Source organism: Thalassospira sp. (assembly GCF_040218635.1).
Classification (GTDB): Bacteria; Pseudomonadota; Alphaproteobacteria; order Rhodospirillales; family Thalassospiraceae; genus Thalassospira.
This window is the reverse complement of sequence record NZ_JAVJRB010000004.1, coordinates 256,516-277,736: the sequence shown is the minus strand read 5'-3', so window position 1 is coordinate 277,736 and position 21,221 is coordinate 256,516. Positions and strand designations below refer to the sequence as shown.

At 52.0% G+C, this 21,221-nt stretch carries 21 protein-coding genes; 12 read left to right on the top strand and 9 right to left on the bottom strand.

The features are described 5' to 3' along the window. Window positions 1-12 precede the first annotated feature (12 nt). Together RIC05_RS03410 and RIC05_RS03405 are read right to left on the bottom strand one after the other, a co-directional pair. Window positions 13-567 carry a helix-turn-helix domain-containing protein gene (locus RIC05_RS03410; RefSeq protein WP_350046154.1) on the bottom strand — a complete coding sequence of 185 codons (555 nt, stop codon included), beginning with the start codon at window positions 565-567 and terminating at the stop codon, window positions 13-15. A 140-nt stretch (window positions 568-707) separates the two neighbouring features. Continuing rightward, on the bottom strand, window positions 708-1,046 hold the full coding sequence (locus RIC05_RS03405) for a rhodanese-like domain-containing protein (protein ID WP_350046155.1): 339 nt from the start codon (window positions 1,044-1,046) through the stop codon (window positions 708-710). A gap of 639 nt (window positions 1,047-1,685) precedes the next feature. Between RIC05_RS03405 and RIC05_RS03400 the strand changes: the two genes are divergently transcribed. The 4 genes from RIC05_RS03400 (at window position 1,686) to RIC05_RS03385 (ending at window position 7,807) form a co-directional block, all read left to right on the top strand. After that, entirely contained in the window at window positions 1,686-3,632 is a 1,947-nt protein-coding gene (locus RIC05_RS03400; RefSeq protein ID WP_350044105.1) for a PrkA family serine protein kinase, read from the top strand. Window positions 3,633-3,793: 161 nt separating this feature from the next. Beyond that, a complete protein-coding gene (locus RIC05_RS03395) occupies window positions 3,794-5,131 on the top strand; it encodes a YeaH/YhbH family protein (protein ID WP_350046156.1) in 1,338 nt (445 codons plus the stop codon). Beyond that, window positions 5,128-6,699, top strand: a complete 1,572-nt coding sequence (locus tag RIC05_RS03390; RefSeq protein WP_350046157.1) for a SpoVR family protein — start codon at window positions 5,128-5,130, stop codon at window positions 6,697-6,699. The genes RIC05_RS03395 and RIC05_RS03390 overlap by 4 nt, the downstream gene beginning before the upstream one ends. Next, a complete protein-coding gene (locus RIC05_RS03385) occupies window positions 6,659-7,807 on the top strand; it encodes a transporter substrate-binding domain-containing protein (RefSeq protein ID WP_350046158.1) in 1,149 nt (382 codons plus the stop codon). The genes RIC05_RS03390 and RIC05_RS03385 overlap by 41 nt, the downstream gene beginning before the upstream one ends. A 117-nt stretch (window positions 7,808-7,924) precedes the next feature. On the opposite strand, the gene RIC05_RS03380 is transcribed toward RIC05_RS03385, so the two are convergent. Then, window positions 7,925-8,800, bottom strand: a complete 876-nt coding sequence (locus RIC05_RS03380) for a hypothetical protein (protein WP_350046159.1) — start codon at window positions 8,798-8,800, stop codon at window positions 7,925-7,927. Window positions 8,801-9,148: 348 nt separating this feature from the next. Here RIC05_RS03380 and RIC05_RS03375 point away from each other — a divergent pair, with 348 nt between their 5' ends. The 6 genes from RIC05_RS03375 (at window position 9,149) to RIC05_RS03350 (ending at window position 15,692) form a co-directional block, all read left to right on the top strand. Next, entirely contained in the window at window positions 9,149-10,087 is a 939-nt protein-coding gene (locus RIC05_RS03375; RefSeq protein WP_350046160.1) for an ABC transporter permease, read from the top strand. After that, window positions 10,087-10,947 (top strand): ABC transporter permease, encoded by an 861-nt coding sequence (locus tag RIC05_RS03370; protein WP_350046161.1) that lies wholly within the window; start codon window positions 10,087-10,089, stop codon window positions 10,945-10,947. Before RIC05_RS03375 ends, RIC05_RS03370 begins: the two co-directional genes overlap by 1 nt. A gap of 17 nt (window positions 10,948-10,964) precedes the next feature. Continuing rightward, on the top strand, window positions 10,965-12,500 hold the full coding sequence (locus RIC05_RS03365) for an ABC transporter substrate-binding protein (protein WP_350046162.1): 1,536 nt from the start codon (window positions 10,965-10,967) through the stop codon (window positions 12,498-12,500). A gap of 433 nt (window positions 12,501-12,933) precedes the next feature. Next, window positions 12,934-14,061, top strand: coding sequence for a zinc ABC transporter substrate-binding protein (locus RIC05_RS03360; protein ID WP_350046163.1), 1,128 nt, complete (start codon window positions 12,934-12,936; stop codon window positions 14,059-14,061). After that, a complete protein-coding gene (locus tag RIC05_RS03355) occupies window positions 14,021-14,716 on the top strand; it encodes a DUF1007 family protein (RefSeq protein WP_350044096.1) in 696 nt (231 codons plus the stop codon). The genes RIC05_RS03360 and RIC05_RS03355 overlap by 41 nt, the downstream gene beginning before the upstream one ends. Then, window positions 14,694-15,692, top strand: coding sequence for a nickel/cobalt transporter (locus RIC05_RS03350; protein ID WP_350046380.1), 999 nt, complete (start codon window positions 14,694-14,696; stop codon window positions 15,690-15,692). Before RIC05_RS03355 ends, RIC05_RS03350 begins: the two co-directional genes overlap by 23 nt. 76 nt (window positions 15,693-15,768) lie before the next feature. Here the strand turns inward: RIC05_RS03350 and RIC05_RS03345 are convergent, their stop codons facing one another. The 4 genes from RIC05_RS03345 to RIC05_RS03330 all read right to left on the bottom strand — a co-directional run bounded on the left by RIC05_RS03345 (window position 15,769) and on the right by RIC05_RS03330 (window position 18,634). Further along, window positions 15,769-16,215: a DUF7282 domain-containing protein gene (locus RIC05_RS03345; RefSeq protein ID WP_350046164.1), complete on the bottom strand. Its 447-nt coding sequence runs from the start codon at window positions 16,213-16,215 to the stop codon at window positions 15,769-15,771. A 143-nt stretch (window positions 16,216-16,358) separates the two neighbouring features. Beyond that, a complete protein-coding gene (locus tag RIC05_RS03340; RefSeq protein WP_350046165.1) occupies window positions 16,359-17,087 on the bottom strand; it encodes an anti-sigma factor in 729 nt (242 codons plus the stop codon). Further along, window positions 17,084-17,626, bottom strand: a complete 543-nt coding sequence (locus tag RIC05_RS03335) for a sigma-70 family RNA polymerase sigma factor (protein ID WP_350044093.1) — start codon at window positions 17,624-17,626, stop codon at window positions 17,084-17,086. Before RIC05_RS03335 ends, RIC05_RS03340 begins: the two co-directional genes overlap by 4 nt. Window positions 17,627-17,764: 138 nt before the next feature. Beyond that, window positions 17,765-18,634 (bottom strand): LysR family transcriptional regulator, encoded by an 870-nt coding sequence (locus RIC05_RS03330; protein WP_350044092.1) that lies wholly within the window; start codon window positions 18,632-18,634, stop codon window positions 17,765-17,767. A gap of 153 nt (window positions 18,635-18,787) precedes the next feature. Between RIC05_RS03330 and RIC05_RS03325 the strand changes: the two genes are divergently transcribed. Beyond that, on the top strand, window positions 18,788-19,066 hold the full coding sequence (locus tag RIC05_RS03325; RefSeq protein ID WP_350046166.1) for a YjiS-like domain-containing protein: 279 nt from the start codon (window positions 18,788-18,790) through the stop codon (window positions 19,064-19,066). Between the two features lie 133 nt (window positions 19,067-19,199). On the opposite strand, the gene RIC05_RS03320 is transcribed toward RIC05_RS03325, so the two are convergent. After that, window positions 19,200-20,069, bottom strand: coding sequence for a LysR family transcriptional regulator (locus tag RIC05_RS03320; protein ID WP_350044090.1), 870 nt, complete (start codon window positions 20,067-20,069; stop codon window positions 19,200-19,202). 148 nt (window positions 20,070-20,217) lie between these two features. Between RIC05_RS03320 and RIC05_RS03315 the strand changes: the two genes are divergently transcribed. Further along, the gene (locus RIC05_RS03315) at window positions 20,218-20,475 is read left to right on the top strand and encodes a hypothetical protein (RefSeq protein ID WP_350046167.1); all 258 of its coding nucleotides are present in this window, start codon (window positions 20,218-20,220) and stop codon (window positions 20,473-20,475) included. Window positions 20,476-20,561: 86 nt separating this feature from the next. Here the strand turns inward: RIC05_RS03315 and RIC05_RS03310 are convergent, their stop codons facing one another. Beyond that, on the bottom strand, window positions 20,562-21,203 hold the full coding sequence (locus RIC05_RS03310; RefSeq protein ID WP_350046168.1) for a bifunctional 4-hydroxy-2-oxoglutarate aldolase/2-dehydro-3-deoxy-phosphogluconate aldolase: 642 nt from the start codon (window positions 21,201-21,203) through the stop codon (window positions 20,562-20,564). Between the last annotated feature and the right edge of the window lie 18 nt (window positions 21,204-21,221).

Here is a 21,221-nt window from a genome sequence, read left to right as displayed (position 1 = left end):
ATTTCCTTCGCATTACGCGACGATAAACAAATGATAGCGGGCACCGGCATGTTTCGGGGTTTGAAACACACTTGCCCCGCGCAACTGATAGCGCAGGCAATCCCCAGCCCCCAGTTTGTGGCACTGGTTGTCGACCTCCATAGATAGTTCGCCTTCCAACATCACCAGATGATGTTCCATCCCGTCACGCGGCGTTCCGGCATATTCAATCCGTTTCCCCGGATCGATTTCAACTTCAAGCACTTCACCAGACAGGTTCTTTGATGTTGGCGATACCAGTCGACGCCGATAGCCAGTTTCTGGATCGGTCCAGATTTCCTGTGCTGCACGGGCCACCAAGGGCGCAAAATGATCTTCGACCATCTGCATCAGACGCGACAAGGTAACGCCAAATGCGACACATAATTTGCCCAGCACACTTGCCGTCGGGCTGACATCGCCATTCTCGATACGCGACAGGCTTGCCCGGCTGACCGAACTGCGCTTTGCCAATTCATCAAGTGACCATCCGCGTTCTGCCCTTAATCCAGATAATCTTGCGGCAAGCCGTGTTTCGATCTCGTCCATATCCTCACCTCGAATCTCAATAACGGGATATTTTTCCATTTTCGGGAATTCGTCAAGATATAAAAACCGGCCAAGCGGCCGGTTGTGTCGATCGTTTCATCACATCCGTCTTATTCAAACGTCATGGATGGGCCTGTGCCCTATTTCCCGTCTTCAAGGTCAAATCCGGCACGGGTCCAGCTTTGAATGCCGCCCTTAAGATTGGACACCGCGCAATCAACATGGGGCAAGATGGCATTGGCGGCGCCAAAGGATCGCTGACCAACGGCACAGACAAACACCAGATCGGTTTCTGTTTCTTCCGTAAGATCAACCAAGGCCGGGATATCGAAATTTGAGGTCGGGATATTGATCGCGGTTTCAATGTGACCGGCAGCGAATTCTTCTGGTTCGCGCACATCAATCACAGTGACATTTTCCTGCCCGATCAAAAGATCAAGTTCATGGGGTTCGACAAACTTTACGGTACCGTCGGTCATTTGGGTCGATATCCATCATATGTTTGGAATGGTCGCTCGATGGTGCTTGATCGCATCCAGATATCGCTCAGTGATAGTGGGCACTTTGCCTATTGTGCAAATGCAAAATATTTTTAGACATCTTTCGGACAATAAAACGCGCCCCGAAACGCCCGGATATCATTGCCTGCCCCGCGGTTTTACGCCTCACCAAGACGTGACCACATTGATGGAAATTCCATCAATAATCGTCACACTTTACCTTGCGGAACCTATTGGGGATTCCCAAGTCAAATAGACAAGATATTTTACAGTGACCAAAACCGCGATCCCGCATCAGGGGGGTACCAAAACGGGTTTCAAGTAGACGCCAAAAGCCGCTTTAACATCGGATGAATATCAAGACCAGAACCAGAGAATACCGAACTGAAGCATGAAAATATAAGCAACCTCAAACTCTTGGCAAATTCTGCCGCTTATTAATCAGACGCTAAACAGAATTCTTTAAAATATTGACAGTCCGGCAATTGCATCTAAACGACTTTTGCCGACGTAAACAGAACAAGGCGGCCATTCGCAGGCCTGCTGCAACGCAAAACAGGCAAGACAGGAAACGTAAGTTTGACACGCATGAGATAACGTTTGAAAGGAGACCGCGCCATGCCTGAAGACAAGGATATCTTCGAGCTGTATGCGGAAGGCTATGACGGCAAACAAGAAACCGAACTGACCATCCGCGATTACCTAAATCTATGTCGCGAAGACCCAACGGCCTATGCTTCTGCTGCTGAACGCATGATTTCGGCAATTGGCGAACCTGAACTGATCGACACATCGACAGATTCTCGCCTTGGCCGCATATTCCTGAACCGAACCATCAAACGTTACCCTGCCTTTGCAGACTTCTATGGCATGGAAGAAACCGTCGAACGCATCGTCGGGTTCTTTAAATATGCCGCCCAGGGGCTGGAAGAACGCAAACAGGTTCTTTATCTGCTCGGCCCGGTTGGCGGGGGTAAAAGTTCGCTTGCCGAACGGCTCAAAGAGCTGATGGAGCATGAACCGATTTACGTCCTCAAGGCCGGTGATGACATCAGCCCGGTTTTCGAAAGCCCGCTTGGCCTGTTTAACCCGGCCAAAATGGGCGATGCAATCGAAGACAAATACGGCATTCCCAAACGCCGCCTGACCGGCCTTATGTCGCCATGGGCGGTCAAACGCCTTGATGAATTTGACGGTGATCTGACGAAATTCTCGGTCGTTAAACTGATCCCGTCGCGTCTGCGTCAAATCGGCATCGCCAAAACCGAACCCGGCGATGAAAACAATCAGGATATCTCATCGCTTGTCGGGAAGGTCGATATCCGCAAACTTGAATATTTCAGTCAGAATGACCCGGATGCCTACAGCTATTCCGGTGGCCTGAACCGCGCCAATCAGGGCTTGCTTGAATTTGTCGAAATGTTCAAAGCCCCGATCAAGATGCTCCATCCCTTGCTGACCGCCACACAGGAAAGCAACTATATCGGCACGGAAAATCTCGGCTCCATTCCGTTTCAGGGCCTGATCCTTGCCCATTCAAACGAAGCCGAATGGCAAACATTCAAGGCCAATAAAAACAACGAAGCCTTCATTGACCGTATCAGCGTGATCAAGGTGCCCTATTGCCTGCGTGTCAGCGAAGAAACCATGATCTATGACAAGCTTCTGCAAGGATCAGAACTTGAACAAGGGGCCTGTGCCCCCGGAACGCTTAAGATGCTTGCGCAATTCTCGGTTCTGTCGCGTTTGCAGGAACATGAAAATTCCAACCTCTATTCCAAGATGCGCGTTTATGACGGCGAAACCTTAAAGGACGTCGATCCCAAAGCAAAATCGATGCAGGAATACCGCGATACCGCCGGTGTTGACGAAGGGATGGACGGCATTTCGACCCGCTTTGCTTTCAAGGTTCTCTCGGAAACCTTCAACCATGACACCAACGAAGTCGCGGCTGATCCTGTGCATCTGATGTATGTCCTTGAACAGGCGATCCGGCGCGAACAATACCCCGAAGAGCGCGAAAAGGATTATATGGACTTCATCAAGTCCGAACTGGCCCCGCGTTATGCCGAATTTATCGGGGCTGAAATCCAGAAAGCCTATCTCGAAAGCTATTCCGATTACGGGCAGAACCTGTTTGATCGCTATGTATCCTATGCCGATGCATGGATCGAAGATCAGGACTTCAAAGACCCCGATACCGGACAGCTTCTGGATCGCAAGATCATTGATCAGGAACTGTCCAAAATCGAAAAACCGGCTGGCATTGCCAACCCGAAAGACTTCCGCAACGAAGTGGTTAAATTCGCCCTGCGCGCACGTGCGAACAACAAGGGCAAAAACCCGTCATGGACGTCTTACGAGAAGCTCCGTGAAGTTATTGAAAAACGGATGTTCAGTCAGGTCGAAGACCTGCTGCCGGTGATTTCTTTCGGATCGAAAAAAGATAGCGAAACCGAAAAGAAACACAACGAATTCGTCAAACGCATGATCGACCGGACCTATACCGAACGTCAAACCCGCCGTCTGGTCGAATGGTATATGCGCGTGAACAAGGCCGGTTAAGCCAAATCCTGGGCTGCCGGCTCACCGGGCGGTTTCTCCCCTTGTGTCCGCCCGGTGTCTTTCTAACACGGGATGCGCCGTGTGCCTGCGCATCCCGCATGATCTGGACCATAAGTAACCTGCACACCGCCTTACGAACCCGTGCAAGGATGTGACTGCCCATGCTCTATATCGTTGATCGTCGCAAGAACCCGACAGGTAAAAGCCTTGGCAACCGACAGCGTTTCATGCGCCGGGCCAAGGCACAGATCAAAAAGGCCGTCGAAGACACCATCCGGTCGCGCGGCATCACCGATATCAGCAGCGGCGACCAAATCACCATTCCCGGCAAAACATTAAAAGAACCAGGCTTTCACCACGCAGGACGTGGCGGCAATCGCAATTATGTCCTTCCGGGTAACAAAAAATTTGTCCAAGGTGATCGCATTGCCCGACCACAAGGCGGGGATAGCGGTGCAGGCGGATCACAGGCCAGCCCCGATGGTGAGGGCGAAGATGAATTCCAGTTCACCCTAAGCCGCGATGAATTCCTTGATATCTTTTTCGAGGATCTTGAACTTCCCGATCTTTTGAAAAAAAGCCTGAAACAAACCACCGCGTTTCGCAATGCGCGTGCCGGGTTCTCGGTCGAAGGCACCCCCGCCAATCTGAGCCTTGTGCGTACCATGCGCAATTCACTGGCACGGCGCATCGGGTTGCGCCGCCCCAAAAATGCTGAAATCCGCGAACTCGAAGAACAAATCACCGCCCTTCAGGCCAAGGCGGAAAAACGCCCATCGGGCAAGCTGACCAAACTTGATGATGAAAAACTTCATCTGTTGCTGGCCGATCTGGAAAACGCCAAACGCCGCATGAAGGCGATCCCGTTCATTGATCCGATTGACACCCGCTATAACCAGTTTCAGCAAATCCCCACACCGAATACACAGGCGGTAATGTTCTGTTTGATGGATGTCTCAGGCTCGATGTCAGAACAGATGAAAGAACTGGCAAAACGGTTCTTCATGTTGCTGCATCTGTTTTTGCACCGTCGTTACAAGCATGTCGAGGTGGTGTTTATCCGCCATACATCGCGCGCATCCGAAGTCGACGAAGAAACATTTTTCTATTCGCGCGAAACCGGCGGAACGATTGTTTCCACCGCCCTTGAAGAAATGAAAAAGGTGCTCAAAGACCGTTACCCGACCGATCAATGGAACATCTACGCCGCACAGGCATCGGATGGCGATAACTATTCCAATGACGGATCAAAATGCACCACCCTTCTGGCCGAAGACCTTCTGCCGAAATGTCAGTATTACGCCTATATCGAAATCACAGACGAACGCGAGGCCGAGATATTCGCCGCCGCCGAAGGCGAAACCGCCCTTTGGAAGGCTTATGCGCCACTGGCATCGCACAATCCGCGCTTTGCCTTGAAACGTGTGACCAAGGCGGCTGATATCTTCCCGGTATTTCGCGAACTGTTTGCCAAAAACCGTGCGGAGGCCAAGATATGAGCCCCAAACCAAACCCCGCCGACAAACTGCTTTTCACCAGTGCCGACTGGGATTTCGAGACGCTCAAATCAACCTATGACGCGATCGAAGACATCGCCCTGAACGAACTTAAACTCGACGTCTATCCCAATCAGGTCGAGGTGATTACATCCGAACAGATGCTTGATGCCTATTCATCAATCGGCATGCCTTTGATGTATCACCACTGGTCGTTCGGCAAACGCTTTGTCCGTGATGATGCGATGTATCGCAAAGGCTATCAGGGGCTTGCCTATGAAATCGTGATCAATTCCAACCCCTGCATTTCCTATGTGATGGAAGAAAACACCGTTGTCATGCAGGCCTTGGTCATGGCCCATGCGGCCTTTGGCCATAATCACTTTTTCAAAAACAACTATCTGTTCAAACAATGGACCGATGCCGAAGGTATTCTTGATTACCTGCAATTTGCCAAACGATATATCGCCAAGTGCGAAGATCGCCATGGCTTTGATGCGGTTGAACGTGTGCTGGATGCCGCCCACGCCTTGATGAATCAGGGGGTTAACCGATATTCCCATCCTGAAAAACCCAACCTGGCGGCCGAACTTGCCCGCGAACGCGAACGGGCAAAATACGAAGACGAAACCTATAACGATCTGTGGCGGACCCTGCCCCAGCCGGACGCCGATGATCAGGATATAGATGAACTTAAACGCAAAATGCGCATCGAAGAACGCCGCGCGCAGTTTGGTTTGCCTGAAGAAAACCTTCTATATTTTCTGGAAAAAAACGCCCCCGCAATGCAGGCGTGGGAACGCGAACTTTTGCGCATCGTGCGCAATATCGGGCAATATTTCTATCCGCAGAAACAGACCAAGGTGATGAATGAAGGCTGTGCCTGTTATGTGCACTACGCCATCATGAACAGCCTCTATGACAAGGGGCTGATTTCCGAAGGGGCGATGATGGAATTCATCGACTACCATTCGCGCGTCGTGTTTCAGGCCGAATTTGACGATCAACGTTATTCCGGGTTTAACCCCTATGCGCTTGGCTTTGCCATGATGCAGGACATCCACCGGATTTGCGAAGATCCGACCGAAGAAGACCGTGAATGGTTCCCTGATATCGCAGGCAATGGCAAGCCGGTTGAAACACTGAAAGAAGCATGGGCGAATTACCGCGATGAAAGCTTCATCTTGCAATTCCTGTCGCCCAAACTGATGCGTGATATGCGGATGTTTATGATCAATGATCAAAGCACGACCCCGCATCTCGAAGTTGCCGCCATCCATAATGACAATGGCTATCGCAATGTCCGCCGCTCCCTTGCCCGGATGCATGATATTTCGGTGCGCGAACCTGACATGCAGGTCGTTGATGTCGATATTCGCGGCAACCGCCAACTCTATATCCAGCACACCGAACATGAAGGCATCCGTCTTGAAAAGTCAGAAGCCGAAATGACGCTTGGCTATATCGGGCAGCTTTGGGGCTATGGCGTGACCCTTCAGGCGGTCGATAACGAAACCGGCGAAATCCTGCATGAAACGAATTACAAGCCGGACGACTTGGCTGGCAACTGATCGTAAAAAACGCACCCCGCCTTTAACTTATGCGGCAAGATGGCAATCTAGTTACTCATGTAATGAATGTGTTCGCGCTGGAGCCTGCATACAGATGAAACTTCGTCCCACGATCGTCGGTATTCTTGCAAGCTTTCTGTTCTTTGCGGGCAATGTCGCTCAGGCTGAAACACTCAACATCGCCTTTCCATCCGGCCTCAAAGAGCTGTTTAAGTACGAGTTTAGCGTCATAGAACTTTCCCTTGAGCACAGTGATGCCGACATGTCTCTCAATGTGACAGAAATAGACGGACTAAGCGGTTCTCGCTTGGTCGAAATGCTAAAAGCTGGTGAAACGGATGTGATCTTTGGCGGTTACAGTCCACAGCGCAATGAAAGTCTTCTTCAGATCAATATTCCCATGACACGCGGCATGCTGGGACACCGCGTTTTCGTCACACATCGCGACAACCTTGCTGCATTTGGCCGGGTCAAAACGCTTGCCGACCTTAAACATTTTTGTATCGGTGCCGGATCAGATTGGCCGGATGCAGACATCATGGAACAAAATGGGTTTTGTGTGGATCGTGCCCCGCGAAACCGGCTTTGGGAGATGCTGGAAAATAAACGTTTTCCCCTTTTGACGCGCGCCGCATACGAAGCGTTCAGAGAACTTCCCGAACTCCAAGACAAATATCCCGATTTGGTCCTGATTCCCGATATCTCGCTTGTCTACAAGTTCGATTTCTTCATCTATGTGCGCAAAGGCAATACGCAGCTTCAAGAACTGCTGACAACCGGTTTGGAACGCTCTTACGCGTCCGGCGCCTTCATGAAAAACTTTGAAAGCGAGCCAAGCCTTAAGCGGGCGCTGGCTGAACTAAGCCGCATTCCTTATACATTCACCATTCAAAACCCGATCCTCGATCCAGCAACCGAAAATATTGATGCCAAATACTGGCATGGGAATCTTGAGCTCAACACGGATGAGAACCGATATTCATGCCCTGAAACCGAAAACCCCTGCCCGGATCAGGAAGGCATCAATATGCCTTCCATCAAGGGTTCGTCTCAGTCCTATTTGATCGCAGCAAAAACGCCTACGCTCTCAATCGGGCCATCCGACTGACAAACAAATAAAGCCCGTGAAAACTTCACATGACGTTTTTTGTTTCGGGCGCAGAGTTTGTCTTTTTTGATCAGAAAAATACCTGTTTGGATAGATTGTCGCGACGAAGCTTGGGGCTCAGTACATTTCCCAATAATCCGGTGCAATGTGAAGCGTGCTTTCCGACATGAACGGGTTTTCCAGACGAAAAACGACGCGCTGATCATCGTTTGCAGCCCGCAATGCTTTGGCTATTCCGATGTCAGAATAGAAATTGCGCATGAAAGCCCCGCTCTCATAGGCATTTTTCAAACCGGTCGTTAAAATCTCGTGACGTACGGCATCATCCGCCCGCACATAGAAAAAGAAGTCCATCGGATAGACCAAAAGAATGTGTTCTTCGACGATCACATTCTCGCCGGCTTCCTGCGCCTGCTTGACTTCGGAATACACTTCGTGCGCACCCCGGTTGAAAAAATCGAACCTGCTATGTGAAAGCATCTGCCAGAGATTTTGATAGGCTGCCTTTTCAACACAAAACCCATTGGCTTCAAGAATTTTCGTATCCGGCCAGTCCGTGCCAGAGCCAATGCAGTGATGTTTAAGCTCCTCAACATTTCTGACATGGTCAAGTGCCCCGCTTAGCTCCCCGCGGGTGGCAAATATTCGATGACCAAGAATACCGCGCGTCAGGGGAAAGTCGACCTGCGCAAACTTCTGTTCCCACGCAAGGCTGTAGCCCGTGAACATGACATCACTGTCCCCCGCATCCATTAACTCCATAATCCGGCTTGCAGGTGTGCCAACGTGATCAATAAACTCAATCTGATGTGTCTCGCCCGAATGATCCAGGGCGAGACGCAGAAGTTTGTATTGATACGCAAACGGGCCGCTTTCTGCATCCCCGATAAGGGGGACGCGAAATGTCTCTGCATGCGCGGGCTGAAAACTGGCTGCTAAAAGGACAAGCACACCACTTAGGAACCACATTCGAAACGGGTAATTCTTCAGCACATCATGATGCCCTTTGATGGGAAGTTTTTCTCTATTACCAACTTCTTAGATTGTAGCCGCCGAAACCGAATTAAAGTCCAACCACAAGATAAACACCCCCCGTCAGCAGAAGACTCGCCACTTCTCCAAACGCACAAATCCAGTATTTGGTGCCCCACACACCCACATTCCTGCACGAAACATAAACCATAAAGTGTGGAAAGGTTTTGAGCGTCCCGCGTGGCGCGAGATAATCATATTTTATGAAATTAATAAGCAATATCAGTTGCAATAATAAATTGAGAACCGTTATTACTTTCACTTTCCCGGAAGTTCCCGGTTCGCGTTTCTCGCACCAAAGGTTTGTTAATGGCATCCCGTCTTTCTGCCCGGATTGCGCATGCCCTTATTTTACTGTTCGTCGTCTCTGTTGTCGGCTTTGCCCTTTTGCGTCTGATGCCCGGCGATTTCGCCGAAATCCTGTTGATGGCGCAAATGGATGGCACCCTGCCCAATGCAAATCAGGTTGCGCTTTTTGCCGATCAGAACGGGCTGAATGATCCATTGCCGCAACAATATCTGCGCTGGTTGTTTGCCCTGTTCCAGGGCGATCTTGGGAAATCCTTTATCACCAACGAGCCGATCATAAACGACATCACCCTGCGCCTTGGGCAGTCCTTGCTGCTTGCGGTTTGGTCCTTGATCGTCGCCCTTGTGATTGCGGTTCCGCTTGGCATTTTATGCGCCCGCTATCCCGGCAGCCGGGTCGACCGGGTTGCCGGTATGATCAGCGTGATTGGCATGTCGATCCCGAATTTCTGGTATTCGCTGTTACTGGCATTGTTGTTCTCGCTTGTGCTGGGCTGGTTGCCAACCGGCGGGCATGGCACATGGGCCCATGCGGTTTTGCCCACCATGGTCATTTCAACATCCATCGCCGGAGTTTTATCGCGCTATGTCCGCGGTAGCCTGCTTGAAGAACTCTCCAAACCCTATATCCGTACCGCCAAGGCCAAAGGGTCCAGCCGCTTGCGGGCGGTTCTATGTCACGCTGCACCCAATATTGCGCCGGGCGTTCTGACCTTTTCAGGCATGCAGTTCGCCCGGATTTTTGACGGCATGATCATAGTCGAAACCCTGTTTGCCTGGCCGGGGATTGGCCGGTTTTTGGTGGAATCACTTTTGAACCGCGATTACCCCGCCATTCAGGCCTGTTTCCTGTTGATTGCCACTTCCTACATTCTGGTCAATCTGATTGTTGATCTGTGCATCGCCCTTTACGACCCCCGTTCGCGGGAGATCGTGTGATGCAAATGCAAAAGATGTCCTTTACCGGTGGCAAGCTTTTCCATGCCGGGCGCGCTGTTTTTCGCGGATATGCGTTGGTGATGGTGCTGATCATTCTTGCGGTGTTGATCCTGCCATTCTTTGCGCCCAATGATCCCTACGCTGCTCAGTTCCTCTATCGCCTTAAACCGCCAAGCTTTGAGTATCCGCTGGGCACCGATGCGCTTGGGCGATGTGTTTTATCGCGCCTGATGTATGGCGCGCGTCTGACCACCGCATCGGCCTTGGCGGTTGTGTTGTGTGCATCCGTGATAGGCAGCCTGATTGGCGCAATAGCCGGTATGGTGGGTGGCATCCTTGATCGTGCCTTGATGCGGTTTTGCGAAGGCATGTCGGTGTTTCCCGCCCTTGCCATTTGCATGATCATTGCAGGCACCCTTGGACTTGGCCTTCAGGCCGTGATCATTGCCCTGATCACGGTGCATTGGACCGATTATGCCCGGGTTGTCCGCAATGCCGTGATTGTCGAACGCACCAAACCCTATGTCATGGCGGCTGTTGCGCTGGGTGCGCGCCGCCACCGCATTGCGCGCCGCCATATCTTTCCCAACATCATCGGGCCTCTGCTGACCCTTGGGGCCTATTCCATGTCTTGGGCGATCCTGGCCTTTGCCGGGCTGAGCTTCCTTGGACTGGGGGTCGAACCCGGCACGCCGGAATGGGGCCTGATGATTGCTGAATCCCGTAATTACTTGCGCGATTACCCGCGTCTGGTGCTTGCACCGGGCCTGACCATTGCGGCCTTTGTGGTTGCGGTCAATCTGCTCGGAGACGTGTTGGGAGACCGTTTCCGACTTCGCCAGATCAACTATCTTCACTAATGGACAGAGACAGTAAGATGATCAAAAAGACACTTCTTGGGGCTGCCTTCGCAGCACTTGCGATGACTGCTATTACCGGCACATCCCATGATGCCAAGGCATCGGATGACAAAACCCTTGTCATTGGCACCATGTGGGAATCGCAACCCCTTGCCATGGCCCCGCGCCGGTCGCGCTTTTTCAATGAAAGCGAAATCCTCGATACCCTGATCAAGCTTGATTATGATCTTAAACCGATCCCCGGTCTTGCCACCGAATGGCACCGCGTATCGCCCACCGTCTGGCAGTTCAAACTGCGCGAAAACGTTGTTTTCCATGACGGTACCAAACTGGACGCGCAAGCGGTCAAATTTTCAATCGAACGTGTTGTCGCCCTTCTGCCCTATGCAGCGGATCTTCTGAACATCAAATCGATCAATGCGCTTTCGCCGCTTGTGCTTGAGATTGAAAACTCCGAACCATATGCCGCCTTGCCCAACCAGTTGACTGACGCGATCACGGTTGTCTATGCCAAGTCGTCCTTCAACGATGCTGGCGAATTTGTCAAACCGGTCGGCACCGGCCCGTGGAAATTCGAAGAATACCGCAAACAGGACCGTACCATCGTCTCGCGCTTTGATGGCTATTGGGGTGAAAAACCGGCACTTGAGAAAATCGAGTACCGCTTTATCCCCGATCATAATTCTCGCACGCTGGCCCTTGAGGCAGGCGAAATTGATTTCGTCACCAACATGCTGCCATCAGACGTGAAACGCCTGTCCGCAGACGAAGATTTCAAGGTTTATGCCGAACCGACTTCAGGCATCTATTACGGCGCATTCAATGCCGGTGAAAACAGCATCTTGTCGGATGTTCGCATCCGACGCGCCGTCAATGCGCTGGTTGACCGTAACCTGATTGTCGAAGCTGCCCTTGATGGTATCGGTGAACCGGCGTGGGAATTCTTCGCGCCAAGCTTTGACTGGGCGCCACGTGCGGATCACAAATACAAACTTGATACCGACCTTGCCGCATCGCTTCTGAGTGATGCCGGGTATGAGAAAGTTGATGGTAAATGGGTCAAGGATGGCGAACCGCTCACCTTGCGTATCCTCAGCTATACCTCGCGTACAGAAATGCCAATGATCACCGAAGCAATGGCAGCCCTTCTTAACCAGCAGGGCATTGCCACCGAAGTTGGCATGTATACCTGGGGCGGAATGCTTGATCTGGTCAAACGTGGTGAATATGACGTTTCGGTCGTTTTCTGGACTCCGGAAATGACCGGCCACCCGGACCTGCATCTGAAATCACAGTTCCATTCCAAAGCAGGCCTGAACTATCAGTTCTGGGAAAATGCCGATTTTGATGCCGCTGTCGACAAGGGCCGTACCCTTGATCTCGGCGATGAGCAGGAAGCAACCTATACCAAGGCGATGAACATCCTGCATGACGATGCACCGATCATTCCGCTGGTGCATAAGGTCTTTGTCGTTGCCGCCACCAAGGATGTTGAAAACTACCACATCCATCCATCCGGCTTCTTCTTTGACTTCAAAAACGTCTCGAAATAACCCGGTATATGAGCCGTCCAACCGGGCGGCTCATTGCCTGATCACTGACACATATCGGGTCTGAAACACCCCGGTTCCCAACAAAAAATCCGCACCAACTACAGGTGCGGATTTTTTGTTTCGGGAACGGAACTTACCTATTTCGATCAAGTAATGGATCTTAATTAGATCAATTAATCACCCAATAGGGACTTGAACGATCTGCCATTCATGAACGCATATCTGTATTCTCAATATCGATAATACCCTGTTCTACGAATCGAATTACGCGACCACATTCCTCATCAACGGACGCAACGGTGATCTGTCTGGTGCCCTACCCCACACTGTTTTGCATCGATCGTATTCCAGATCATTTTTCGCTTGACGTTTTGTTATGCTATAACATAACAAAACACATCTTGATCATCTCACCCCTGACCGGATCGAAACCATGCACCCACTCCCCAAAACTCTTCGCCGTTTTCTCCTTGCCGCTCCGCTCATCGCTGCTGCGCCCATTCTAAGTGCTGCTTCTTCCCCCGCTGCGGCTCACGGCCATGACGTGCCCAATGTCGTGACCACCATCAAACCGATACATGGTATCGCCAGTGCGATTATGAAAGATGTTGGCGAACCTGTCCTTCTGCTCGATGGCGCATCATCGCCGCATGCCTATTCCCTGCGCCCAAGCGAAGCCCGCGCCCTGCGCGATGCGGACCTTGTGGTTTATGTCTCCCACACGCTTGAAAGCTTCCTTGAAAAACCTTTGCAGTCTCTGTCAGCAGACAGCCATATTCTTGAACTGATCGACTTAAACGGTCTTGCCCTTCGCGACATGCGCGAAGGCGGCACATGGGAATCCCATGGTCACGACCATTCGGGTCACGCGGACCATGATGATGATCATGACAGTCACGATGATCACGATCATGAAGAACACGCGCATGACGATCACGAAGACCATCATGATGCTGAACATGCAGCAGATCATGACCACGAACATGCCCCCGAAAAGCACACCGATCATGATGACGAAGATCACCATCAGGAACATGGTGGCATTGATCCGCATATCTGGCTTGATCCGGCCAATGGGGCGACGATTGCCATGGCAATCACCGACGAGCTTTCCCATCTCGACCCGGACCATGCAGATGACTATCGTGAAAATCTGAAAACGTTGCTTGCCAGCCTGCATTCTCTTGGCAATGATCTGAGCGCAAAGGTCGCACCGATCCGCACCAATCCTTACGTTGTTTTCCACGATGCCTATCAGTATCTGGAAACCGGCTTTGGGTTAAATGCGGTTGGGTCGATCACGGTATCGCCTGATCAAAAACCCGGAGCCAAACGCCTTCATGAAATCGAAGACAAAATTCGTGATACAGGGGCAGTCTGCATCTTTGCCGAACCGCAATTCCGCCCGGCAATTGTTCAGGCCGTTGTCGCCGATACCGGCATTCGCACCGGAACGCTTGATCCGCTGGGTGCGGATATCGCGGCCGGCCCAACTGCCTATCAGGACATCCTTACACAGAATGTTGACGCCCTTGTTAAATGCCTTTCAGACGGCACGTAAAACCGTTCTGGCCTCGCTGGTTGCGGGCATATCATTGCTGGCAACCAGCCCGTCGGCATTGGCCCATCCACATGTCTGGATTGATGCCAATGCCGAATTCGTTTTTGAAAACAATCAGATCACCGCAATCCATATGCACTGGTTGTTCGATGATCTGTTCAGCATGACCTTGATCGACGAGTTTGATGAAAACTTTGATACAAGGTTCTTTGGCGAAGAAAACACCACGGTGCGTGACAATGCCTTTAACGCCCTTGCCGACGTTTCATGGCTGACACATCTGCGCCGGAACGAAGAACTGGTAAGCTTTGCCAATGCGACAGATTTCAAAGCCGATATTACCGATGACCGCCGGGTGAGTTATGATTTCAAACTGATGCTTGCCACCCCGATTGACCCGACCAAGGACGATATCAGCCTGTCGGTCTATGACGCGGAATATTATATCGACATTGCATTTACACAAGTCGACCCCGTTCTGTTTGCCAATACCAAAGAACTCTCCTGCCATTTCGAAATGAGCGAAGATGAAAAGAACCGCATCTATTTTGACCTTGTCGCACCGATCCGTGCTGACCTTGTTTGCGCAGATAAGGTGGCAGATAACAGCAGTTCTGGCGGCCTTGCTCCTGGTGATTTCGTTCTCGTCGAGTAACCCCGCTTTTGCGCAATCATCGAACCTTCTGGGCCGTGGGGCGACCGATAGCAGTGCGCCAACATCCCAAACATCGCCGCCCGCGGACGAAAGCCTGATAACTCTGCCGGACTGGCTGTCTGATATCATCGGGCAAACCGTGATCATTCAGACCAAACTGAACCGCGAAATCACAGCAACCCTGCGTGACGCCAAAAATGGCGACAGTTTCTGGCCGGGGCTAATGATCATTGCCCTGTCATTTGCCTATGGGGTTTTCCATGCCGCCGGCCCCGGTCATGGCAAGATGGTCACCACCACCTATTTCCTGTCGCGTGACGCCGGATGGAAACAGGGGGTCGCCATGGGAAGTTTGATCGCAGCCGTTCAGGCCGTAACGGCCATCCTGCTTGTCGGCTCCTTGACCCTGATCCTTAATCTTGGCCCTGCCGCGATCACGCAAAATGGTCTGGTGATGGAGGCCGTGTCATACGCGCTGATCGTGGTTCTTGGTGCAGTGATGTGCCTGCGCATTGCCCAAGGCCGCGATGATTGCTGTGATCATGGGGCACATGATCATGATCACCACCATCATCACGCGCACGACCATCATAGCCATGCTCATGACCACGACCATCACCATGATCACAAGTCCGAAACGCTTCAGAACCGCTGGCAAATGATCGCAAGCGGCATTGTTGTCGGCTTGCGCCCCTGCACCGGATCAATTCTGGTTTTGCTGTTCACACTGGCAAACGGGATGTTTTTAATCGGGATTGCTGCCGCCTTTGCCATGGCGCTTGGCGTTGCCCTGACCATCAGCCTGATCGGGCTGGCCGCGATTGGCATTCGCACCGGCACACAGCATCTGTTTACCGTATCAGACAGCACATCAGGCATACTGCGCCGTGTGGTCGGCTTTGCCGGTGCGGGCATGATTACGTTGTTTGGTGTGATGCTTTTACTGGCCTCTGCCCGCCAGTTGGGTTGGCTCTAAACATAAACAGCCCGCAAGGCCATTAGGGTCAGGACCCTAACCATGCGGGCTGTTGAAATAATAGTCTCAGGCCGGTTTATTCGGCGTGAACGACCTTCATGACAAGCTTGCCATCCGGCTTGATCGGCCCGTCTTCTTTGGCGCCAAGGGTATATTCAAACACACCGGTTTTCATGCCACCGGCTTCGGAATGCACCATCAGCATCAACATTTCACCAGATTCAACCGGCTCTTGCAGAATGGCGGCAACATCCATGTTCTCGCCCTTTTTAAGCGGCGCATAGCCAATCACCGGGCCCGGCTTCATGTCTTTGCCGGTACGATGAATAACCAGCCAGCCATTTTCATCTGCCATAACTTTCGACGCAGTGACCGTCCCGCTCGAGACATCCTGATCCATAGATTCAACCATCGGGCCCATGGCGTTTGCGGTGCCTGCACCACCAAACACGAGTCCTGCGCTGAGCATCATTGCAGTCATAACACCGGTTGCTTTTGCTGTTGATTTGGCTTTGAACGTCATGTGAAGTCTCCTTTGCTATTGATCTGGAACACGCCTTTTTTGCGGTCCGCTCGTGTCATGCGTTTCATCGCACACACAGAAGCTACGCAGGCAATCCGATCGGGTTTCAGCAAAGGAGATATTTTTATCGTTTTTTTTTAATTTCAGTGTTCGACAGAAATCAAACGCCCATGAATAGCCGGTCCGGTTGGCTGTCCGGTCGGCGATCCGCCTTCGGGCTCCAGACTAATGCCAAAGGTCGCATTTCTAAGCATTGCCGGGTCAAACTGACCAAGCTGCTTTTTGGTCGGTTGTGCGATATTTTCCAACAGACCAAGCGATTTTGGCTTGGGCCCGGTTTGTTCGGTCACGATCCACAATTGATAGGTTTTGCCTTCGGGCATGGAGGCCTCGATCGGGCGAATGGTGACTTCACGGGTATCGATATCAACACTCATGACGAATGCTGGTTGCGTATCATCGCGGTGAAACACCGCAACAAACTGACCGCTCTGAACTGGTGATGCGATATCTGTTGCCAGAACCGCAATGATCAAACTGGCCGCAATTGCCCCGGTACCAAGTGCCCCTGCGCGCCAAGCGGCAAGGTTGCGTTTCATTCTGGCAAATTCGGCAAGGCTCGGGATCTGATCGATGGTCGATTTTCCAATCGCATCAATCTTGCTTCGAATAGAGGCAAAAAGGTTTTCCGATGGCTCGATGGCACCATAATAGGTATTCAGCGGTGCCAGACGCTGTTCCCAATCGGCAATCGCCGCATCAAGGTCAGGCTCGTTCATACGACGGGCCACAACAGACGTCCTTTGCGTCGGGTCAAGTGTCCCCAACACATACTCCGCCGCCAACATATCGATATCATCCCGGTCTGTCATGATCCCAGGCATTCCTTTAATTGTCGCAGGCTGCGATGCAGCCACGTCTTGATCGTTCCGACAGGCTGGGCGAATTTCTCGGCCAGCTCGGCCCGCGACCATCCCTCAAGATAAGCCAACTTGACCATGTTCTGGCGGTCATCTTCCAATCCGGCCAGACAATTTTCAAGTTGGCGCACGTCACTGGCAAGGGCGACATCCTCAAACACGCTATCGGTTGATGCCATCATTTCAATATCGGCATCATCGATATCCACCTCGGGCCGCTGGCGGCGCACGATATCAATCGCCCGGTTGCGTGCAATCGTTGCCATCCATGTGATGATTGACGCACGGCCCGGCTCAAAATCAGCCGCCTTCTGCCAGATGCGGACATAAATATCCTGAAGCACTTCCTCGCTTTGGGCGCGGTTTCTTAAGATACGCAGGACAATGCCGAAAAGTTTCGCCGATGTTGCATGATAAAGATGCTCGAACGCGTTCGTATCGCCATTGCGCGACTGTCTAAGCAGGTTTTCCAGATCTCGGGTCGATGTCATATTCACCGCCTGCTGCGTGCGTCAAACCGGGGTTCAGGCACGAAAATACACATATACGGGATTAAAATCCCGAACCACTTTCTCATACGATGCAAAACCGATACTTGATCAGACAGACATCATAACAATTATTGCGCGTCACGATTTATATTCCGCCGGAATGTTTTCGGTCGCTTTGACCAAGGCATCCATGACCATCCGCACGCCGGGTGATCGGCGCATATCGGGATGGACCACCATCCAGACCGGCTTGCTGACTTCGCCAAGTTCATCATCGACAATCAACTCAAGTCGGTCATCAACATCTGCCATATAGCGGGGCAATAAACCAAGCCCGTGACCTGTGGCAACAAAGGCCAGAACGGTCTGGCTATCATCGGCCTTGACCCGTACCCGCAATTTACGGTTCAGCGTTTCCCATAGCCAGCCTTGCTGGTAATCACCAAATGTATTGCGGCCATCAGCACAAAATTCCCAATCCTTTTTTGCGACCCTTTCGGCATATCCCTTTGCCGCATAAACCGCAAATCGCAGATTGGTCAGTTTACGTGCGATCAAACCACTTTGATCCGGGGTCGCCATCCGCACCGCCAGATCCGCTTCGCGGCGTGACAGATTGGCAATCACGCTTGATCCCAGAATTTCATATTCAAGGTTCTTCTGATCGCGTAACAACTCGGCCAGACGCGGGGCGAACAACAACCGTCCTGCTGCTGGCGGGACCGCAATCCGCACCACACCATGGGCGGTTTCATCCCCACGGGCTTGGCGTTCAAACGCCAAAACATCTTCTTCGATCCGCCCGGCCACCGGCACAAGGTTTTCACCCGCATCGGTCAATTTCCACCCCGTAGCAAGCCGGTCAAACAAATGCGCACCCAAATGGGTTTCAAGTGCCTCCACCCGTCGGGCAACCGTCGTGTGATCCTTGCCCAGACGGCGTGCCGCCCCCGACAGGGTGCCTTCCTGTGCCACCGCAACGAAAAACCGAAGATCGTTCCAATTCATAACCGTAATCCTCAAACCCGCCGTGAAACTGCACAAAATGTACCTTGCGCAATTTTGCACAACTATAGCGCATTTTATCTGAATTCAACTGTATTTCTGCGCATGTCATTCTGCGTGTCATGACATCAGCCAACACGATACAGGAGCATCAAAATGGCTATTTCAAACCCGTTCGAATGCAATCGCGCTGTTGGATGCCTTTCGACCAAAACATCGCCGGACATGATCGCGCAATGCCTGACCACCCCCGCCTCGCGCCCCAGCAAAACCAAGGGTGTTAGCGCTATCATTCCGGTGATCCTTGATGCGGTTATCGCGTCTTATAAACGCTATCAAAGCCGTGTCGCTTTGACCCGTTTAAACGATGATCAACTGCGCGATATTGGTCTGGAACGCAGCCGTGATGGCTTTGTTTATCGCGACCGTTTTTAGGTCCAGATCATACAACCATCAAAGCAGCCTGAAGTTCACACTCTGGCAATCGACATGCTTTGATATGCCTCCCTCAGGCATCAAAAAGGCTCCTGTTTTGCAGGAGCCTTTCTTGTTCACCATGGTCTGGGGATTAAACCTGAAATTCTTCGGCGATGTTGTCTGCTGCTGTGATCAAGGCATCCATCACCAATCGCACACCGGGTGATCTGCGCATGTCGGGATGAACCACCAACCAGCCGGTTTCGCGGCTTTGGCCATCGACATCGGCATGGATCAGTTCAAGTTCGTCATCCTTATCCCCAAGATATCGTGGCAAGACGCCAACCCCGTGACCGGCTGCGATGAACTGCCGCACGGTTTCGGTTTCATCGGCCCGGAAACGACACGGTAATTCACGCCCCAACACATTGCGCACCCATTCTTTTTTCGCTGCGCCATAGGCGGTGTCTTCGTAACCGCAAAATTCCCAATCGATTTCTGGCACCCGGTCGCGATAGCCGACCGCGCCATATAAGCCAACACCAAGTTCGACCAGTTTTCGGGTAATAAGCCCCGGCTCACGCGGGGTGACCATGCGCACGGCAACATCGGCTTCACGCCTTGCCAGATTGACCACATTGGCCGCCCCGATGATTTCAAATTCAAGCCCCTTATGGGCTTTAAGCAACCGCGCCAAACGTGGGGCAAACAAAACGCGCCCCGCGACCGGGGGCACGGAAATGCGCACAACCCCGTGGGCGGCTTCATCCCCCTTGGCCTGACGTTCGAACGCCAAGGCTTCTTCTTCAACCCGTTCAGCCACCGGCACAAGATTATGCCCCGCTGTGGTCAATTGCCAACCACGCGGCAAACGGTCAAACAGCTTGGTGCCGACATCGGCTTCAAGCGCCTCGATCCGGCGGGCAACAGTTGTGTGCTCCTTACGCAGGCGTCGTGCAGCCCCCGAAAGGCTTCCTTCCTCGGCAAGGACAAGAAAATAACGTAAATCGTTCCAGTTCATATCTGCACCTTAGACGTTCGACCCTTCGAATGTCCGGTCATTTTTGCACACCAGATATGCAAAACAACCTAATTCCCGTTTTATTTTGCATATGACATTGTCCGCCCATCAACCACGCAATTCAACCCTGAGATATCAGGAGGCCACCATGGCACAGCCAATTACCGACCACACACACTTCGATGTCAAAACCGATCCTTTCACCAAACGCATGCCGTTTGGTGCGTTGCTCAACCGCATCGTTAAATATTCGATCGCGGCCCGCAAACGCAAAGCCCAGCGCAACGTTATGGACGATCTGAGCCACGCGCAGCTTGCCGACCTTGGCTTACAGCGCAAATTTAACGGCATGACCTGGTATGTCGACCGGATTTCAAACGATCTCCCGGTTGGTAAAAAACGTTAAACACACGCCCCGGTCGCGCCACCACGGAAAAAGGGACCCGAGCTTAACCGGGTCCCTTTTTTATTTGTATGATTATTACCGTTTGATCAGCCGCGCAGGGCGTTGACCCGGTCTGTTGCCTCTTGGGCAAGTTTCGTAATTCGGGCCCAATCACCGGCCTTGACCGCATCTTTTGGTGCAATCCACGAACCACCGACTGTGATAATATTCGATAATTTTAAATAATCCGCGAGATTATTCAATGAAACCCCCCCTGTCGGACAGAAGCTGACCTGTGGCAATGGCCCCGAAAGGGCTTTGAGCATCGACACCCCACCCTGCTGTTCAGCCGGGAAGAATTTCAAAACATCATAGCCATGATCAAGCAGGTTCATGATTTCCGATGGTGTTCCCGCACCGGGCAAAAGCGGACAACCGGTATCGGCAGCTGCTTTTAAAAGTCCGGCACTATGTCCCGGTGATACGGCAAAGGCACAGCCGATTTCAGCCATGCGTTCCATCTGTTTGGCATTGATCACGGTCCCGGCACCGGTAATCGCATCGGGCACTTCGGCGATAATGCGTTTGATGCTTTCTTCCGCAGCAGCACTGCGCAAGGTGATTTCCAGAACCGGCAAACCACCGGCAACCAGTGCCTTGGCCAACGGAACGGCATCCTTAACGTCTTCGATCACCAGAACCGGCACCACCGGGGCTTTGGACAGAATCTCACGCGATGAAAGGCTCATAAACTCTTCCTCCAGTTT

Coding starts and splice junctions, on each gene's coding strand:
- RIC05_RS03405 (WP_350046155.1), bottom strand. CDS start 1,046: ATGACCGACGGTACCGTAAAGTTTGTCGAACCCCATGAACTTGATCTT.
- RIC05_RS03335 (WP_350044093.1), bottom strand. CDS start 17,626: ATGACATCGACCCGAGATCTGGAAAACCTGCTTAGACAGTCGCGCAAT.
- RIC05_RS03310 (WP_350046168.1), bottom strand. CDS start 21,203: ATGAGCCTTTCATCGCGTGAGATTCTGTCCAAAGCCCCGGTGGTGCCG.
- RIC05_RS03410 (WP_350046154.1), bottom strand. CDS start 567: ATGGACGAGATCGAAACACGGCTTGCCGCAAGATTATCTGGATTAAGG.
- RIC05_RS03360 (WP_350046163.1), top strand. CDS start 12,934: ATGCACCCACTCCCCAAAACTCTTCGCCGTTTTCTCCTTGCCGCTCCG.
- RIC05_RS03315 (WP_350046167.1), top strand. CDS start 20,218: ATGGCACAGCCAATTACCGACCACACACACTTCGATGTCAAAACCGAT.
- RIC05_RS03400 (WP_350044105.1), top strand. CDS start 1,686: ATGCCTGAAGACAAGGATATCTTCGAGCTGTATGCGGAAGGCTATGAC.
- RIC05_RS03370 (WP_350046161.1), top strand. CDS start 10,087: ATGCAAATGCAAAAGATGTCCTTTACCGGTGGCAAGCTTTTCCATGCC.
- RIC05_RS03390 (WP_350046157.1), top strand. CDS start 5,128: ATGAGCCCCAAACCAAACCCCGCCGACAAACTGCTTTTCACCAGTGCC.
- RIC05_RS03375 (WP_350046160.1), top strand. CDS start 9,149: ATGGCATCCCGTCTTTCTGCCCGGATTGCGCATGCCCTTATTTTACTG.
- RIC05_RS03330 (WP_350044092.1), bottom strand. CDS start 18,634: ATGAATTGGAACGATCTTCGGTTTTTCGTTGCGGTGGCACAGGAAGGC.
- RIC05_RS03365 (WP_350046162.1), top strand. CDS start 10,965: ATGATCAAAAAGACACTTCTTGGGGCTGCCTTCGCAGCACTTGCGATG.
- RIC05_RS03340 (WP_350046165.1), bottom strand. CDS start 17,087: ATGACAGACCGGGATGATATCGATATGTTGGCGGCGGAGTATGTGTTG.
- RIC05_RS03320 (WP_350044090.1), bottom strand. CDS start 20,069: ATGAACTGGAACGATTTACGTTATTTTCTTGTCCTTGCCGAGGAAGGA.
- RIC05_RS03345 (WP_350046164.1), bottom strand. CDS start 16,215: ATGACGTTCAAAGCCAAATCAACAGCAAAAGCAACCGGTGTTATGACT.
- RIC05_RS03325 (WP_350046166.1), top strand. CDS start 18,788: ATGGCTATTTCAAACCCGTTCGAATGCAATCGCGCTGTTGGATGCCTT.
- RIC05_RS03355 (WP_350044096.1), top strand. CDS start 14,021: ATGTTGACGCCCTTGTTAAATGCCTTTCAGACGGCACGTAAAACCGTT.
- RIC05_RS03395 (WP_350046156.1), top strand. CDS start 3,794: ATGCTCTATATCGTTGATCGTCGCAAGAACCCGACAGGTAAAAGCCTT.
- RIC05_RS03385 (WP_350046158.1), top strand. CDS start 6,659: ATGAAACGAATTACAAGCCGGACGACTTGGCTGGCAACTGATCGTAAA.